Here is a 15180-nt window from a genome sequence, read left to right on the forward strand (position 1 = left end):
GGTCATATCCACGGGGTTCCACCGCGCGTCGCGGGGCTCCCCGGCGCCGCGTGGCGACTCCGGGTGGTGGGCGAGCCCCGGTCGGGCCCGCCCACCTCGGGGGTGGTCCGGGCTAGGCGATGGCCTTGCCCTCGTCGTCCTGCGTGGGCAGCCCGTGCTGGACGAACCGCCGGCGCATCTGGTCGATCTCCGGGAGGCGGGCGACGGCCTTGTCACCGGGGCACGCCTTGAAGGCGAACTTCCGGTGCGGGAAGATCGGCGCCCCCCTGCGCACCAGGCCGGCCAGCTCGCGGGCGGCGAAGACCAGGGCGATGGTGCGCACCTGGGCGTCGGTCACCTCGTCCGCGACGTTCTGCATGATCGCCGTCGCGTAGCCGTGCAGGTTGAGGTCGTTGGCGAAGCCCGGCACCTTGCGGTCGTTGACCGTGTGGGTGCCCTTGACGCCGTACGACTGGCCCTCGAAGTAGCGGCCCTCGTTGGTCACCAGGTCCTGATAGCTCACCATCGGCGGCGTCGAGAACCCGAGGGTCTCGATGAAGCGGGCGGACCTGGCGCCGTCGACGAAGCGATCGGTGTCGTCGGTGACCGTGATGTGCAGGAAGTGGAAGTCGGCCGGACCGGCCGGCATGGGGTGCGTCGTACGACGGCGTGCGTAGGAGCCGTCGGCCTGGCGCGGTGATCCCCACTGTGCGCGGGTGAAGCACTCGACGCCGGCGGCACGAAGCACCGGGATCAAGGTGGTGGTCATTGGAATCTCCCTCGTGTGAAGCCCGAGGTACGGGCGTGCCGAGGAGATGCGGGGCGGGGGCCGGCGGATACACGACGCGAGACGTATCCGTGGAGCTGTCCGCGGCCTCGTCTTCCCGACACCGCGCAGCGCCGCTGCCGGGACGCTGCCGGCGCGGCCGGGCCTAGAATCGGTCGACGAGGCGAGGAGGTGGCTGTGGAAGCGACCCATCACTCGCTGCTCGTCGCGGCTCGCGCCGGGGACCAGGCGGCCTGGGACGAGCTGGTCGCCCGGTTCAACAACCTCGTCTGGTCGGTGGTCCGGGGCTACCGGCTCTCGGCAGCGGACTCCGACGACGCCGTCCAGATGACGTGGCTGAAGCTGGTCGAGAACCTCGACCGGATCCGTGACGCGGAGCGCCTGCCGGCGTGGCTGGCGACGACCGCACGCCGCGAGTGCCTCCAGCAGCTGCGTCGCCGGCAGCGCGATGCGATCCCCGTCGACGACACAGGTCTCGACCATGCCGTCGACGATGCCGATCCGGTCGACGCCGCGGTGCTCCTCGACGAGCGCGACGGCGCGCTGTGGCGTGCGTTCACCGCACTCGGCGAGCGGTGCCGTCGGCTGCTGCGGGTGCTGATGGCCAGCCCGCCGCCCAGCTACGACGAGGTGGCGGCGGCCCTGGACATGCCTCGGGGGTCGATCGGACCCACCCGGCAGCGGTGCCTGGCCTCGCTGCGGGCCATCGTCGAGGGCGACGGCGATCTCGTGGCCGCGCTGCGTGAGGAGGAGTGATGAGCGACGACGACGAGCTGATGGCGCGGCTGAGCCGCATCGCCGCCGAGGTGGACTCCCCGCCCGACCTGGTCGCCGAGGCGGCCCGCGCGGCCTTCGTGACCCGCCGGCTCGACGCGGAGCTGGCCGAGCTGGTCAGTGACAGCGACCGCGAGGCCAGCGCCGTACGCGGGTCGGGGCCACGCACGCTCGCGTTCCGGTGGGAGGGGGCGGACCTGGAGCTCCAGCTCGAGCCCAGCTCCGGCGGTCTCGAGGTGCGGGGACTGGTCGCCGGTCCGTCGGGTCCCGTGCTCGTGGTGGTCGACACCCCCGCGACGAGCCGGGAGGTCGAGTCCGACGACCTCGGCTGGTTCAGCCTGGCGGACGTGCCGGCGGGCCCGGTGCGCGTGACGGTGCGCACCGAGCCCGGAGAGGTGTCGACCGGCTGGATCCGGACGTGACCGCGCGGGACGTTGCGCTAGAGCCCGAGCAATCCCTCGAGGCTGGGGTCGGCGTACGAGGTGTCGATGCTTGCGACCCACGGGACACCGTCGACGTGTCGAGGCGCCTCCGTGAGCAGCTTGCGTTCCGCCTCCCGTCCGGTGAGGCTCTTGTCGGCGGCGGCGAGCCGTGCGATGCACCCGGCCACCACGGCCGAGGCGCAGGACGTCCCCTCCCACAGGGCCCAGGTGAGCGTGTTCCTCTTGGCCATCGGGGCTCGCACGTCGACGCCGCGCGCGTAGACGTCGACGTGGCTCCCGTGGTTGCTGAAGCTGGCCACTGTCGGCTTCGAGACAGGGGCGCCCGGCGCCGACTCGTCGACCGCGCCGACCGCCAGCACGCCGGGGAAGGACGCGGGGTACGTCGTCCGCTCCTCGCCGTCGGTGTTGCCCGCGGCCGCGACGATCGAGACGTCCGGCCGGGCACGGATGAACGCCTCCAGGGCTCGTTCCAACGTCCGCGGTGGCTCAACCTCCCAGACCGTGCCACCGAAGGACAGGTTCACGACCCGGACGTCCATGTCGACCGTGAGGGACGCCAGAGCGGCCACGACCGCCTCGTCCTCCCAGTTCTCCACCTGGCTGGCGGCAGGGCCCTGGCGCTCCTTGTCGAGCACTCCCCACATCCGCACGCGCGCCGTCGGTGCCTCGCGGAGCACGATCCCGGCGATGGCCGTGCCGTGCCCGGCCGAGGGGAGGAGGGTCCCGGACTCGCCGTAGAGGCGGTCCTGGTCGTCCTCTCGGCAGTAGGAGACGTGGTCACCGAACCACGGCGCCGGGCGCCCGTCATCGCCCAGGACGATGCCGGTGTCGATGACGCCGACGGTCACCTCGCCGGTGTCCTCCAGGTCAGGGACCGTGACGAGGTCCAGCGTGTACGGGGCGTGGACAGTGCCGGGGACGCGGCCGCCGGAAGCTACGGACATGACTGTTCTCCTTGTGTGGTCCTGAGGTGACGTCGGGTGATGTCGACCGTGAACGAAGATGCGCCGACCCGGACCACGGATACCGTCGACGATAGGCACCAACCCGAGGGGCCGCTAGAGCTCGCGCTGGGTGCGGCGCGGCTGGCCCACACGGACTCCCGGACGGCCGAGCGGCAGGCGCGCGCAGCACTGCAGGCTGGCCCCGGCGACGCAGCGGTCGCCTCGGCAGGCGAACGCGCGCTCGGCCTGGTGGCACTGAGCCGTGGAGACCTGCCGTCGGCGCTTGCTCACCTGCGGCGCGCGGCGCGGGTGGCCGAGCGCGCCGGCGTCGGGGACCGGGCCTGCGAGGCGCGGGGGACCCTCGCGTACGTCGTACTGCTGGCGGGTGCCTCGCGGGCGGCGCTGCGCGAGCTCGACCGGGCAGACGCGACCCGTCCGCAGGGGCTGACTGCCGCGCGACTGTCCATGCAGCGCGGTCTCGTCTTCCATGAGCTGCATCGGCTCGTCGAGGCCGAGGCCAGCCACAGCCAGGCGCTGCGCACGCTCGCGGCGACGGCTGGCGACCCGCTGCTGGAGGGCGACGTGCACGCCAACCGGGCCATGGCGAGGATCAGCCTGGCCGACTGGCAGGGCGCTCGTGCCGACCTCGACGACGCCGCCCGCCTCTACCTCTCCCTCGGGCACCTCGGGCGTACGGCGATGGTGGATCACAACCGGGGCACGCTCGAGGCGCTGCGCGGCGACCTGCCGGCCGCGCTCGTCGCCTTCGACGCGGCCGCCGACCGCTACCGCCTGGCGGGTGTCGATCCCGGGCTCCTCGACGTCGAGCGCGCCGAGGCGTTGCTCGGGGCCGGGCTGGCCGACGAGGCGCAGTCGGCCGCGCGGGCGGCCATCGACCGGTTCGCCGCTGCGGGCAACCGCGTCGACATCGTCCAGGCCCGCCTCACCCTCGCCGAGGCCGCCCTGCTCGCCGGCGACCACGACCTCGCGGCGACCGAGGCCGACCTCGCGCGGACCGCCGCGCGCCAGCAGCGCCGCCCGCGCTGGGCAGCACTGGCCGGGCACCTGCGACTCCGCGCGCGTCACCTCGCCGGCGAGCGGGGGGCGCGATTGCTCGGCGGGGCCCGTCGTACGTCGGCCGAGCTGGCCGCGGCCGACTGGCCCGTGCACGCGGCCGATGCCCGCCTCGTCGCTGCGCTCGTCGCCCTGGACCTCGGCCGGCACGACGAGGCCAGGGCAGAGCTGGCGTCCGTGCGCCGCCACGTGCGGTCCGGCCCGGCCGAGCTGCGCGCTCGCGCCCACCACGCCGAGGCCCTGTGGCGTCGTACGTCGGGCGACCCGGCCGGAGCAGCACGCGCCGTACGCTCCGGGCTGCGCGTGCTCGACGAGCTCCAGGCCGTGCTCGGCGCGAGCGACCTGCGAGCCCACGCGGCCGCGCACACCGCCGAGCTGGCCCGGCTCGGTGTCGAGCTCGCCGTCGACCGGGGTGACGCACGCGGCGCCCTCGCGGCGGCCGAGCGGGCACGTGCGGGGTCGCTGCGCTTCCGATCGGCCCGACCTCCCGACGACGAAGCCCTGGTCGCCGACCTCGCGGCGCTGCGCGAGGTCGAGGCGGAGATCGCGGCGGACGGAGCGCCGTCGGCGGCGCTGCTGGCTCGCCGGGCCGCGGTCGAGGTGTCGGTGCGCGACCGCGCCCGCCACGCCGCGGCGCGACCCGAGGCGCTTCCTCCGGCCGGCTCGGCGGAGGCCCTGACCGGGCTGGTCGACGCCCTCGGCGACCGCACGCTCGTCGAGCTGGTCGAGGCGCACGGGCAGGTGCACGCAGTTGTGGTCCACGGAGGTCGACACCGGCTTGAGACCTGGGCGCCCCTCGCGGACCTCCAGCACCAGGTGCAGCGGCTGCAGGCGGGCCTGCAGTGGCTGACGGCCGGGCGGGCCTCGCCTGCGGTGCTGCGGCTGGTCGACGAGTGCGCCCGGCGTCTCGACGACGTGCTCCCGGTGGGCGCGGTCGGGGCGACCGCCGCGCCGCTGGTCGTGGTGCCGTCGGCGGGTCTCGCCTCGGTGCCCTGGTCGATGCTGCCGTCGTGCGCCGGCCGCGCGATAACGGTCGCGCCGTCAGCGGCCCTCTGGAGCGGCGCCGCGTCCGCTCGCGCTCCCCGCACCGGGGGCGTGCTGCTCGCCCACGGTCCCGGGCTCGCCCACGCCGCCGCCGAGATCCGGGCGGTGGGGCAGCTGCGGCCCGACGCGGTGCGGCTCACGGGCAGCCGGGCTCGGGCCGACGCTGTCCTGGCGTCCATGGACGGGACCGTCACCACCCACCTCGCGACCCACGGCATCTTCCGGGCCGACAACCCGATGTTCTCCCAGCTCCAGCTCGTTGACGGGCCGTTGACGGTCTACGACATCGAGCGGCTGCGCCGGGCTCCCGCCGAGGTGATCCTGGCGTCCTGCGACTCCGCTCGCTGGGGCGTCGTCGGGGGAGAGCAGGTCCTCGGACTGGCGGCCGTCCTGCTGTCGTTGGGCACCCGCACGGTGGTCGCGGCCACGATGCCGGTGCCCGACGCCGCGAGCAGGAGGCTGATGGTCCGCCTGCACCACCACCTCGCCGAGCAGGTGCCGATGGCGCTGGCCCTGGCCCGGGCGCGGGCCGACCTGCTGGGCTCGCGGGGTTACCGTGACCCGGCCGCGATCGTGGCCGCTGCGGGCTACGAGTGCCTCGGCGCGGGCTGAGCAAACCCGTGGGGTCGCGCCGCAGGCGCCCTGCGGCGACGTCTGAGTAGGCTCCGGCTGTGCACGTCCCCCGCCGTGTCGCCCGGATGTCCGGGGCACTCCTCGTGACCGCTCTCCTGCAGACCGCCGTCCCGAGCCCAGCGCTCGCGCCCGCGACCTCGCGTCTTGCGGCCGCCACCTGCACTGCGCAGGGCGGTGGTGGCCCCGTGCAGAAGCCGAAGCGGGTCCGGAACATCCCGACGGGAGAGACCGGCTGGTTCTCCTCCCCGAGCCTGGTCGACCTCGACGGCGACGGGCAGCTGGAGATCGTCGCGCCCTTCTACTCGACGTTCGTCTTCGACGCGCAGGGACGCCTCCTGGGCAAGGGGCAGTCGAGCAAGGGCCGGGTCTACGCGCCGGGTGTGGTGACCGACCTCGAGGGGGACGGCGTACCCGACATCGTCGTCGGCGGCAACGAGGGCACCGTGGCGGCGTACGAGTTCACGGGCGGCAAGCTGAGCCGCAAGCCGGGGTGGCCAGCGTCGACCAACAGCGGCGGCCAGTCGCCCGAGGTCCGCGGGCTCGCCGCCGCCGACCTCGACGGCGACGGCCGGGTCGAGGTCGTCGCGACCACCACCAACACCGCCTCCAGGGGCGCCCAGGTCTTCGTCCTCGACGCGAACGGACGGCTGTTCCAGCCGGGCGGCAACACCCGCGCCTGGCCCCGCAACCGCGGCTACGGTGCCTATGGCGAGAACGTCGGCATCGGCAACATCGACGACGACCCGCAGCTGGAGATCATCACCACCTTCGACAACCACCAGATCCATGCGTTCAACCTCGACGGCACCTCGGTGCTCGCCTCGCCGTGGTTCACGAACCGCGAGTCCGGCTCCGAGGGCAAGCGGATGGCCTGGGGTGACTTCATCCGGTGGGCCAGCCCGAAGGTCGAGCGTCGCCACTACCACCTGCACACCGGTGCCTGGCCGAGCCCGGCGCGCCAGCCCTGGCTGCAGTGGACCGCCTCGCCGCCGTCGGTGGCCGACCTCGACGGCGACGGACGCAACGAGGTGATCGGGCTCCCGAACGTCGAGAAGCACATCCCCTACCGCACGCAGGGCTACGCCTTCATGGTGCTCGACGGCGCGTACGGCGACGGCAGCCGCTCGGCGATGCGGCACCCGGGCTTCGAGAAGCTCGTCGTGTCCAACCGCCCGGTCCACCGCCCGGACGGCGACTGGTACCCGCCCAGCGGCATCCCGGCCCCGACCGTCGTCGACCTCACCGGCGACGGCCGACCCGAGATCGTCGCCGCGCTGCCCGGCGGCCGGGTGTACGCCGTCGGCCCGGACGGCCGCAGGCTCTGGACCCACACGTACGCCCCGAAGCGCGCCAAGACCTTCGCCTCCGAGGTGGTTGCGGCCGACCTGAACAAGGACGGCACCCCCGAGCTCGTCCTCGGCACCTACTCCCTGAAGCGCAACGCCGGCCACCTCATCGTGCTGTCGACTCAGGGCAAGGAGCTGTCGGACACCCGGCTGAAGCACCAGGGCCGCGACGGCAACGGCATCGGCGTACCCGCGGCGCCATCGATCGCGGACCTCACCGGCGACGGCACCCTGGAGATCGTGCTCACCACGTTCGACCACGGGATCGACGTCTACACGGTGCCGGGCTCGGGCACTGGCTGCCTGCCCTGGCCGACCGGCCGGGGGAACACCCTCCGCAACGGCATGGGCCCGGGCACCGCTCCCTAGCTGCTCAGGCCGGCTTGGTCCACGCGATCGTGTGGCGGAAGCCCAGCCTGTGGCGCATCGTCGCGCCGGGCATGACCTCCTCGACCAGCGCGCAGAGGTCGTCGTACGTCATCGTCGGGCCCTGGACCGGGTACGACGCCGGCTGCACGCCGGCCCGGCTCACGCGTGGGTGCTTCACGAAGCCGATCACCGGGTTGGTCACGATCGAGGCGGCGTCCCAGAGGTGGTCCGTCAGCGAGTCCGGCGGAGCGAGACCGACGACGAGGAACCGACCGCCCGGCGCCAGGACGTGTCGCACGTGTCGCAGCGCGGCGGATACGTCGAGGTGGTGCAGCACCGCGACCATGGTGACGAGGTCGAGCGGTCCCTCGACCTCGGTCCAGTCGCCGCCGTCGACCGCGACGTTGGCCAACCCGCCACACCTCTCGGTGGTCCGCAGCCGCATCGCCTCGTCGGCGTCGTTGCCCACGACGTGCCCGATGCGAGGGGCCAGCGCGGCCACCAGTGCGCCCTGCCCGCAGCCGACGTCCAGCGCCGTGTGCCGCTGGTCGGGGAGGTTCGCCAGGATCCACCGGTGGAAGTGGTCGTTGTGGCTCCACGGGTGGCGGGCGTTGAGCCGTGCCATCGCTGACGACACCGAGCCGCCGGCGAACGAGCCCGCCCACTGTCTGAACGCCACGCGCGGCAGTCTGCCGCGTCACCTCCCGTGCCGGTCGCACAGGTGCCTGGACGGTTCTGTTGCGCGTGGGACGACATGTCGTCCCCGCAGCCGAGGAGGCGTCCGAGACGATGGCGCCGGTCAGCTCCGCTTCACGACGAAGTGGACGCGACCGGTGTCCTCGGTCACTGCGTCGAGCAGGTGCCCGTCGACCCTGGGCTCGGCGACCCGGTCGAGGTAGATCCGGGCTCCGTCCTGCTCGACGACCTGGTCGCCCGGCTCCGGTCGCGACGCAGTGCCCACGTGCAGCGTCTCCGTGCGAGGTCCTCGAGCGGCGATCCTCAGTCCGGACCTGCCTCCGGCCATCTTGTGCGCGGTCACCCTGCGCACGACGTCGTGTGCCCGGCGAGTCATCCTGATCATGTCGGCCTCCTGTCGCTGTCGGACTCCGTGCTGAGGACACCTGCCCTCATCACGTACCGCCTCCATGAAGACAGCCGACTGGTTCCGGGACAAGGAAGTCGACACACGTGGCTCAGGACCGTCCGGCGCGCGTCATGGAGCTGTCGCGCGTTCGTCATGTACCGGGCGCGCGGCACCCCAGCTCTGCGGACCCGCTCGCAGCGACGCGGTCGGGCAGGAGCGACGCGTAGTCCTCGGCCGTGGCGGAACCGGAGACGAGCTCCCCGCCGGGCAGGGGGAGCTCGACGGTCTCTCCCGACGTGACCAGCCTGACGGCATCCACGCCGGGGGCCGAGGTCACCGAGAGCACGACCTGTCCCACCACCAGGGGGAGGCGTTCGGCGTCGCCGATCGCCAGCGGGTCGAGCTCGACCTCGGCGGTGCCGTCGTCGACCTCGACGAGGGCGAGCCGCGCGGCGGGTGGAAGTGCGGAGGCCAGCCCGGCCTCCCGCTCGGCGTCGCTCGGCGAGGCGGCCAGTGTCTCCAGCAGCTCGCTCACCACGTCGGCGGCGGGCAGGTCGCAGGACAGATCGACCGCTGCCGGGGTGAGGAGGTCGTCCCGTCCCAGCCAGAACACGAGCGGAACGTCTCGTGGCGCGTTCGCGGTCCCGCCCACTGCCCGCGACGAGGACTCGCCCGTCCCGAGCAGGTTGTAGGGCACGGCGGCGTCCGCCACGACCTCGGTGCGTTCCTCCGCAGGCAGGCCGCAGCCTGCGAGTCCCAGGATCGCACCGAGGGCGAGGCACATCGCCTGCGCCCGCCTCGCATGCGCTGACGGGTGCCTTCGGGTACGACGCCGAGCCGGGCGAATCATCCCTCCACCTCGCTTCTCTCCGCCACGGGCAGGCGGACGACGAACTCCGCCCCGCCCGCCTCGCTGTCGGTGCACCAGGTCGCACCTCCGTGCCTGCGGACGGCCTCGGCGACGATGCTGAGGCCGAGCCCGCTCCCTGTTCCCTCCTTCGCGCCTCCCGCCCGTGCGAACCGCTCGAAGATGCGCTCACGCTCTGCCTCGGCCACACCCGGGCCGTGGTCCCGGACCCGGATGTCGACCTGGGCGCTGCCCGGCACCACGCGGACGTCGACCAGCCCGCCGCCGTGCAGGTCGGCGTTGTGGAAGAGGTTGACCAGTGCACGCACGATCTGCGGTCGATCGACCTCCACTGCGGGGTCGTCGGGTCCGTCCCCGGGGACGAGAAGGTCGCTGCTCCGCCCGCTGGCCGCGAGGGCCTGCCGCACGAGCTCGCGGGAGCCCGTGACCAGCAGCGCCGAGTCGTCGATGCCGGTCTCCAACCGGCCGAGGGCGAGCAGGTCCTCGAGAGCTCGCCTGAAGCGGGAGAGCTCGTCGGCCATCAGCTGCACCGCGCGTTCGGCCTGCGGGTCGAGGCCGTGGGCGCGCTCGAGCAGTGCCAGGCTCGTCGTCAGTGTCGTCACGGGTGTGCGGAGCTCGTGGCTCACGTCCGCCGCGAACCTCGTCTCGCGCTGGATCCTGTCCCGGAGTGCGTCGACCATGTGGTTGAAGGACTCGACCAGCTCGGTCAGGTCAGGATCGTCGGTGCCGCGGAGACGCCGGTGGAGGTCGCCGCCCGAGATGTCCACGGCAGCGCTGGCGACGTCGCTCAACGGCGAGAGCACACGCCGGCTGGCAGCGCGACCCAGTGCCGCGCCCGCAACGGTGGTGAGGACAGCGCCGACGAGCAGGGCGACCGCCAGCGTGTGCAGTGTGTTGTCGAGCTCCGATGCCACTGCCACTTCGTAGTACTGCGCGTCCACCGTGGGCAGCGGGATGCCCACCACGACGGCGTTCGGCTGTGTACGCGACGTCCAGCCCAGACCCACGGAGCCGTCGTCGACGACGGGTCGTACGACGGCGGTGAGCGCCTCTCCCGACTGGTCGAGGCTCGATGAGTACCACTGCCCGCGCCGGTGGACGTACATCGACGCCCCGGCTGGCGGCGCCACCGCGCCCAGTGCCTCGCTCACGCCTGTGCCCGAGGTGGCGAGACCGTCGCGCACCAGTGCCGCGTCGGCGAAGGCCTGTCGCAGTGCCGTGCGCTCACGCTGCTCGAGCAGCAGGTGGCGCGCGGACACGTACGTCCCGAGCGAGAGCGCGACGGAGAGCAGCAGCGCTCCGACGGCGAAGGCGGCCGTCACCGACGACCGCAGCCCGGGGCGTGCGCGGAGGATCACCGCGCGTCGAGCCGGTAGCCGAGCCCGCGCACCGTCACGAGCGTCTGCGGATCCGCCGGGTCGACCTCCATCTTCTTGCGCAACCGTCGGACGTGCACGTCGACGATGCGCTCGTCCCCGAAGAAGCCCCGGTCCCAGACGTGCTCGAGCAGCGCCGTGCGGCTCAGCACACGGCCGAGGTTGTCCGAGAGGACGCACAGCAGCTTGTACTCGGTCATCGTGACGTGGATGTCACGCTCGCCCCGGCGGAGGTGGGCGGCCGCGCGGTCGAAGACGAGGGGACCGTCGCCGGAGTCGAGGACGACGACCTCTGCCTCGTGCGTGAGGGGGTCGCTCGCGGGGTCGGCGTCCGGGGCGCCGGGTGATGCGAGCGACGGCCGCCGGAGCAGCGCACGCAGCCGGGCCTGCACCTCTTCCACGTCGAACGGCTTCGTCACGTAGTCGTCGGCGCCGGCCTCGAGCGCCGCCACGATGTCCTCCACTCCGTCACGCGCGCTGACGACCACGATGGGTGCCTGCGTCTGCGGCCGTACCCGTCGGATGAACGTGAACCCGTCCACTCCTCCGAGCATGAGGTCCACCAGCATGATGTCGACGCTGGCGTCGCCCACGATGCCGAGGGCGGCCTCGGCGTCTCCTGCCTCCTCGACCTCGTAGCCGTCGTCCTCCAGGACGAGACGGAGGGACGTCCGCAACCCGACGTCGTCCTCGAGGACCAGTACGCGCGTGCTCATGCCGTCCATCGAACCATCGTGGCGGACGACGGCCTCCACCCCGAAGCGCCGGACCCGATGTCATGGAACTGCAACACGGTCATCCGGAGGCCGTCATGTGCTCGTGGCAGGGTCGACCGCCGACGCTGTGGACCCCGGTGAGGAGGAACCATGCCCTGGACCCAAGAACTCGTGCCGCTCGGCAGCGGCACGCTGACTCTTGCCGATGAGCGGGACGACGTGCGCGGCATGTCGGTGATGGACGTACGCGACCACCGGGTGGGTGAGGTGGAGGAGCTCCTGGTGGACCCGGGCGAACGTCGGGCACGGCTCCTGGTCGTCGCGTCCGGAGGCATCCTCGGGCTGGGGGAGCACCACAGACTGGTGCCGGTGGACGCCGTGTCCCGCGTACGAGCGCACGTCCGGCTCGAGCGCAGCGACCTCCACGTCGAGTCGGGGTTCGACTACGACCCGGCACCTCTCGGACCGGTCGACTACACCTCGGTCTACAGCTACTTCGGCTACACGCCCTTCTGGGAGGACGGCTACCGGGCGCCGTACTTCCTCGACCGGCGGGGGTGACTCGCCCGCCGCGGGGCGGTGGGCGTTGGGGGAGGGAGCCCCCGGGTCAGGGGCCCGGGGGCTCCTGTGATGCAGCACTCACAACCGCGGCGGTGCGGAGCGCGTCTCCCTCATGAGGAGGTCTTCGGCTGCCTGCCCACCCCGCCATTGCCTGAAGCGTCGGTCGTCGCGGCCGGCCCCACCCGAGACGTCGCCGACGGCGACCAGGAAGGTTCTTGTTCTCGTGTCGAGGTTCGTCATCGCCCTGCTCACCCTGTGCCTCGTGGGAGGCGCCCTCACCGCGGAGACCGTTGCAGCGAGCGACGCGTCGGCTGCGGCCTCGGCGCCGTCGCCCGCGACAGCGCTCACGGCCCGGATGCACGGCGCAAGCCCGTCGGCGAAGCAGGTGACCAGCACGCGCTGGCGCAGGTGGCGAGCACCGCGTGGGCCGTACTTCAACGACCCGCACCGCAAGAAGGGCTACTTCACGATCGAGCGTCAGGTCATCCGGACCATCCGCCACACGCCTCGTGGCTCGACGATCCGGATCGCGGTCTACTCCTTCGACCGGATGCCTGTCGCGAAGGCGCTGATCGCCGCCCACCGTCGCGGGGTCAAGGTCCAGATGCTGCTCAACGACCACCAGTACACGAAGGCCATGCGGGCGATCCGCGCGGAGATCGGCGCGAAGCGCTCGGCGAGCAGCTTCATCTACAGGTGCAAGGCGGGCTGCCGCAGCAAGGCCAACGCGTACAACAACATGCACACCAAGTTCTACTCGTTCTCGCAGGCAGGCAGGTCGAAGGACGTCATCGCCGTCGGCTCGGCCAACATGATGCTCAACGCCGACATCCACCAGTGGAACGATCTCTACTTCACCTCGGGCGACCACCGTCTCTTCCGGCAGTTCGTGTCGCTGTTCAACGACATGACGAACGACTACGACACGCGCCAGTCTCCGCGGTCCTTCTGTGGAACGCCCGCGGGCGCTGCGTGCAACGACAGCGTGGACAAGCACACCGTGTGGGCGTTCCCCAAGCCTTCAGGACCGAGGAACGACCTCGTGCTCGACATGCTCGGCAAGGTCCAGTGCCTCACGCCTGACGGGGCCGGCGGCGTCACCCGGACCCGTCTGGTCCTGTCCATGCACACGATGCGGGGTCGCCGCGGCGACTACCTGGCCGCTGCGATCCGACAGAAGTTCGCCGAGGGGTGCCGGTTCCGCGTCAGCTACGGCCTCATCGGCTACCACACCAAGAAGATCCTCGGCGCCCCCACGAAGCGCGGCAGGATCCCGCTCCGGTCCACCGGGCTGGACTACAACCCCGACGACAACTACGACCTCAACAAGGACGGCAAGGACGACCTGATCCTCAACTACTACAGCCACCAGAAGTACCTCGTCGTCCAGGGCACCTACGACGGCGTGCCCAACTCTCGGCTGGTGCTGACCGGCTCGTCGAACTGGGCCAGCCTCAGCACCGGCAACGACGAGACGTGGTTCACCATCCGCGGGAAGAAGGTGGCGCGGAAGTACGTCCGGAACTTCAACTACCAGTGGCGGCACAAGCGCAACTCGCGCAACGCCTACACCACGACGTACGCCAACTTCCGGGTGGCCCGGATGGTGCCCGGCACGGACGGGACCATGCGTCGCACGTTCGTCACCGAACGACGACGGGTCGTCACGGTCGAGCCCGACCGCTACCGGCCGGGCCCCTTCTGGGAATCCGACTGAGTGACGTCGAGGCTGACGTGGTCGGCCAGCGCGAGGCCGTCGCGCTCGTCGTCCCAGGCCATCGCGCTGATCCGCCAGCCGTCGGCGGTGCGGACGAGCTGGACGGACTTCATGCCGGCGCCGGGGATCCGCTCGCCGTCCATCACGCCGTCCTTGGTGTAGCGGCCGAACCAGTGGGCGACGTCGCCGAAGACGTCCACCCGGCCCCGCCCGGCGTGCTCGCTGAAGCCGGTCAGGGTGCCGTCGGTGAGGATCGTCCGGCGCGGGGAGATGAACGACTCGACGTCATCGAGCTCGGGCGCCACCCCGCACGTCCGTACGACGACCGCGCCGGGCAGCATGACCGCTCGGAGGTCGTCGAGCCGAGCATCGACGTCCGCCGCCGGCCCGGACGTGAAGGCGTCGAGGAAGCGGCGGATGACGTCCTGGATCTCGGCAGTGTCGCTCGAGGGCGAGCGCGGCGAGCGCCACTCGTCTGCGGTGAGCGCGAGGACCAGCTGGGTGACCCAGGCGCCCTTGAAGAACACGCCCTCGACGAAGCGCGCCTCCTGCCGGAAGCCGAGGCGGCCCAGCAGGCGCACGGACGGCTCGTTGCCCTCCACGACGACCGCGGTGATCCGCCGGAACCCGAGGTCGTCGAAGGCGAGGCGGAGCATCGCGGTGGCGGCCTCGGCGGCGTACCCCTGCCCCTGCGCCTCCCTCGCGAAGGCGAAGCCGACCTCCCCCTGCTCGTCGGAGGCCCACTTCATCAGGACCTCACCGATCACCCGCCCCGAGGACCGTTCCTCCACGGCGAGCACCAGCCACTGCCCGTGGGCGAGCAGCTCGGTCTGGGTGAGCTTGACCTTCAGCGTCTCCTCGGTGGCCGCGCGGTCGCGGACCGGCCACGGGACGTAGCGCACCACTTCTGGGTCGCCGTGGAAGCGCGCGAGGTCGTCGAGGTCGTCCATCCGGTGCGGTCGCAGGAGCAGCCGCTCGGTCTCGATCGGCAGATCGACGACGAGCCCGGTCACAGCGCGAAGTGCCCAGGCGCCAGGCTTCGCAGCACGCAGAACTCGTTGCCCTCGGGATCGGCGAGCACCGTCCAGGACTCCTCGCCCGTCTGGCCGACGGCGGCGCGACTCGCTCCGAGCGCCAGGATCCGCTCGACCTCGTCCTCCTGCGACACGTCGACGGGGGAGACGTCGAAGTGGATCCGGTTCTTGACCACCTTGTCCTCCGGGACCTGCGCGAAGAACATCGTCGGCACCACCGGGCCGGAGCGGACCGCCTCGAGCAGCGCCGCGTCGTCCGGCGGGGCGGAGGCGATCTCGACCAGGCCCGGCTCCCGGTCGAGGACCACCCAGCCCAGGACCTCGCACCAGAAGGCGGCGAGCCGTTCGGGGTCGTGGCAGTCGACGGAGATCTCGGTCATGCGTGAGGCCATGCCAGCGATCCAAGCACGTCGACGCGACGGAGTGACTTC

General features: G+C 72.2%; 16 protein-coding genes. 6 read left to right on the forward strand and 10 right to left on the reverse strand.

Going from position 1 to position 15180, the window contains the following annotated elements:
- Positions 1 to 112: 112 nt before the first annotated feature.
- Positions 113 to 748 (reverse strand): hypothetical protein, encoded by a 636-nt coding sequence (locus J2X46_RS07915; RefSeq protein ID WP_310248921.1) that lies wholly within the window; start codon positions 746 to 748, stop codon positions 113 to 115.
- A gap of 195 nt (positions 749 to 943) precedes the next feature.
- Between J2X46_RS07915 and J2X46_RS07920 the strand changes: the two genes are divergently transcribed.
- Both J2X46_RS07920 and J2X46_RS07925 read left to right on the forward strand, forming a co-directional pair.
- Complete coding sequence (locus J2X46_RS07920; RefSeq protein WP_310248923.1) at positions 944 to 1522, forward strand: sigma-70 family RNA polymerase sigma factor; 579 nt, start codon at positions 944 to 946, stop codon at positions 1520 to 1522.
- On the forward strand, positions 1522 to 1962 hold the full coding sequence (locus tag J2X46_RS07925; protein ID WP_310248924.1) for a hypothetical protein: 441 nt from the start codon (positions 1522 to 1524) through the stop codon (positions 1960 to 1962). The genes J2X46_RS07920 and J2X46_RS07925 overlap by 1 nt, the downstream gene beginning before the upstream one ends.
- A 17-nt stretch (positions 1963 to 1979) precedes the next feature.
- Here the strand turns inward: J2X46_RS07925 and J2X46_RS07930 are convergent, their stop codons facing one another.
- Both J2X46_RS07930 and J2X46_RS07935 read right to left on the reverse strand, forming a co-directional pair.
- Positions 1980 to 2927, reverse strand: coding sequence for a S8/S53 family peptidase (locus J2X46_RS07930; protein WP_310248926.1), 948 nt, complete (start codon positions 2925 to 2927; stop codon positions 1980 to 1982).
- A 114-nt stretch (positions 2928 to 3041) separates the two neighbouring features.
- A complete protein-coding gene (locus J2X46_RS07935) occupies positions 3042 to 3416 on the reverse strand; it encodes a hypothetical protein (RefSeq protein ID WP_310248928.1) in 375 nt (124 codons plus the stop codon).
- On the opposite strand from J2X46_RS07935, the gene J2X46_RS07940 reads away from it, so the two are divergent.
- Both J2X46_RS07940 and J2X46_RS07945 read left to right on the forward strand, forming a co-directional pair.
- Entirely contained in the window at positions 3393 to 5657 is a 2265-nt protein-coding gene (locus J2X46_RS07940) for a CHAT domain-containing protein (protein WP_310248930.1), read from the forward strand. The two genes, J2X46_RS07935 and J2X46_RS07940, sit on opposite strands and share 24 nt — an antisense overlap.
- Positions 5658 to 5716: 59 nt before the next feature.
- On the forward strand, positions 5717 to 7393 hold the full coding sequence (locus J2X46_RS07945) for a VCBS repeat-containing protein (RefSeq protein WP_310248932.1): 1677 nt from the start codon (positions 5717 to 5719) through the stop codon (positions 7391 to 7393).
- 4 nt (positions 7394 to 7397) lie between these two features.
- On the opposite strand, the gene J2X46_RS07950 is transcribed toward J2X46_RS07945, so the two are convergent.
- The 5 genes from J2X46_RS07950 to J2X46_RS07970 form a co-directional block, all read right to left on the reverse strand.
- The gene (locus tag J2X46_RS07950) at positions 7398 to 8072 is read right to left on the reverse strand and encodes a class I SAM-dependent methyltransferase (RefSeq protein ID WP_310248933.1); all 675 of its coding nucleotides are present in this window, start codon (positions 8070 to 8072) and stop codon (positions 7398 to 7400) included.
- A 120-nt stretch (positions 8073 to 8192) separates the two neighbouring features.
- Positions 8193 to 8474: a hypothetical protein gene (locus tag J2X46_RS07955; RefSeq protein WP_310248935.1), complete on the reverse strand. Its 282-nt coding sequence runs from the start codon at positions 8472 to 8474 to the stop codon at positions 8193 to 8195.
- 154 nt (positions 8475 to 8628) lie between these two features.
- The gene (locus tag J2X46_RS07960) at positions 8629 to 9261 is read right to left on the reverse strand and encodes a GerMN domain-containing protein (protein WP_310248937.1); all 633 of its coding nucleotides are present in this window, start codon (positions 9259 to 9261) and stop codon (positions 8629 to 8631) included.
- Positions 9262 to 9323: 62 nt separating this feature from the next.
- Positions 9324 to 10703, reverse strand: coding sequence for a HAMP domain-containing sensor histidine kinase (locus tag J2X46_RS07965; RefSeq protein WP_310248939.1), 1380 nt, complete (start codon positions 10701 to 10703; stop codon positions 9324 to 9326).
- Positions 10700 to 11437, reverse strand: coding sequence for a response regulator transcription factor (locus tag J2X46_RS07970; RefSeq protein ID WP_310248941.1), 738 nt, complete (start codon positions 11435 to 11437; stop codon positions 10700 to 10702). Before J2X46_RS07970 ends, J2X46_RS07965 begins: the two co-directional genes overlap by 4 nt.
- Before the next feature lie 150 nt (positions 11438 to 11587).
- Here J2X46_RS07970 and J2X46_RS07975 point away from each other — a divergent pair, with 150 nt between their 5' ends.
- On the forward strand, positions 11588 to 11998 hold the full coding sequence (locus tag J2X46_RS07975; protein WP_310248943.1) for a PRC-barrel domain-containing protein: 411 nt from the start codon (positions 11588 to 11590) through the stop codon (positions 11996 to 11998).
- Between the two features lie 223 nt (positions 11999 to 12221).
- Positions 12222 to 13715: a phospholipase D-like domain-containing protein gene (locus J2X46_RS07980; RefSeq protein ID WP_310248945.1), complete on the forward strand. Its 1494-nt coding sequence runs from the start codon at positions 12222 to 12224 to the stop codon at positions 13713 to 13715.
- On the opposite strand, the gene J2X46_RS07985 is transcribed toward J2X46_RS07980, so the two are convergent.
- Positions 13682 to 14728 carry a GNAT family protein gene (locus tag J2X46_RS07985; RefSeq protein WP_310248948.1) on the reverse strand — a complete coding sequence of 349 codons (1047 nt, stop codon included), beginning with the start codon at positions 14726 to 14728 and terminating at the stop codon, positions 13682 to 13684. The two genes, J2X46_RS07980 and J2X46_RS07985, sit on opposite strands and share 34 nt — an antisense overlap.
- A complete protein-coding gene (locus J2X46_RS07990; protein ID WP_310248949.1) occupies positions 14725 to 15141 on the reverse strand; it encodes a VOC family protein in 417 nt (138 codons plus the stop codon). The genes J2X46_RS07985 and J2X46_RS07990 overlap by 4 nt, the downstream gene beginning before the upstream one ends.
- Between the last annotated feature and the right edge of the window lie 39 nt (positions 15142 to 15180).

Source organism: Nocardioides sp. BE266 (assembly GCF_031457855.1).
Lineage (GTDB): Bacteria > Actinomycetota > Actinomycetes > Propionibacteriales > Nocardioidaceae > Nocardioides.

What these genes read in the sequence shown, in the direction of transcription:
- J2X46_RS07970 (WP_310248941.1), bottom strand. Translation starts at nt 11,437, where the DNA reads ATGAGCACGCGCGTACTGGTCCTCGAGGACGACGTCGGGTTGCGGACG.
- J2X46_RS07925 (WP_310248924.1), top strand. Translation starts at nt 1,522, where the DNA reads ATGAGCGACGACGACGAGCTGATGGCGCGGCTGAGCCGCATCGCCGCC.
- J2X46_RS07915 (WP_310248921.1), bottom strand. Translation starts at nt 748, where the DNA reads ATGACCACCACCTTGATCCCGGTGCTTCGTGCCGCCGGCGTCGAGTGC.
- J2X46_RS07955 (WP_310248935.1), bottom strand. Translation starts at nt 8,474, where the DNA reads ATGATCAGGATGACTCGCCGGGCACACGACGTCGTGCGCAGGGTGACC.
- J2X46_RS07940 (WP_310248930.1), top strand. Translation starts at nt 3,393, where the DNA reads ATGCAGCGCGGTCTCGTCTTCCATGAGCTGCATCGGCTCGTCGAGGCC.
- J2X46_RS07975 (WP_310248943.1), top strand. Translation starts at nt 11,588, where the DNA reads ATGCCCTGGACCCAAGAACTCGTGCCGCTCGGCAGCGGCACGCTGACT.
- J2X46_RS07960 (WP_310248937.1), bottom strand. Translation starts at nt 9,261, where the DNA reads ATGTGCCTCGCCCTCGGTGCGATCCTGGGACTCGCAGGCTGCGGCCTG.
- J2X46_RS07935 (WP_310248928.1), bottom strand. Translation starts at nt 3,416, where the DNA reads ATGGAAGACGAGACCGCGCTGCATGGACAGTCGCGCGGCAGTCAGCCC.
- J2X46_RS07990 (WP_310248949.1), bottom strand. Translation starts at nt 15,141, where the DNA reads ATGGCCTCACGCATGACCGAGATCTCCGTCGACTGCCACGACCCCGAA.
- J2X46_RS07930 (WP_310248926.1), bottom strand. Translation starts at nt 2,927, where the DNA reads ATGTCCGTAGCTTCCGGCGGCCGCGTCCCCGGCACTGTCCACGCCCCG.